Genomic DNA, 444 nt, shown 5'->3' on the forward strand with positions numbered 1-444 from the left:
GGTTGGAGATGGGGCAGATCAGGGGGCGCTCCACATGGCTGGCCATGGTCTTGACGACTTCCTTGCTGAAGGCGCCGGCCCTGGTGGAGGTGCCGACCAGCACAGTGGGACGGAAGGCATCCACCGCCTGAACCAGGGAACCGGTGTCACTCACAGCTGGGAACTCACCAGGTTGACGAGCATACTTCCGCTGCCCTTCGGTCAGATCCTCCTGGTCGGAGATGACCATACCCTGACGGTCAAATAGCATCACCGACCTGCGGGCTGTCTCCTCAGCCCTGCCATGACGCAGCACCAGGCCATCAACGAGCTGGTCGGCAATACCCACGCCTGCCGTTCCGGCGCCGAACACGAGCGTCCTGGTCTCCTCAGGGGCTATGCCTGAGATCTTTCGGGCTGCCAGGAGGGCCGCCAGAATGGTGACGCCCGTGCCCTGTATATCGT

The 444-nt window shown here is 63.1% G+C and carries 1 protein-coding gene; it reads right to left on the reverse strand.

The window, feature by feature from the left end; genetic code table 11:
* On the reverse strand, positions 1-444 hold a 444-nt coding region (locus CRD59_RS07670; protein WP_330849140.1), incomplete at both ends, for a malic enzyme-like NAD(P)-binding protein.

This window comes from Bifidobacterium xylocopae (assembly GCF_003315615.1).
GTDB classification, from domain to species: domain Bacteria; phylum Actinomycetota; class Actinomycetes; order Actinomycetales; family Bifidobacteriaceae; genus Bombiscardovia; species Bombiscardovia xylocopae.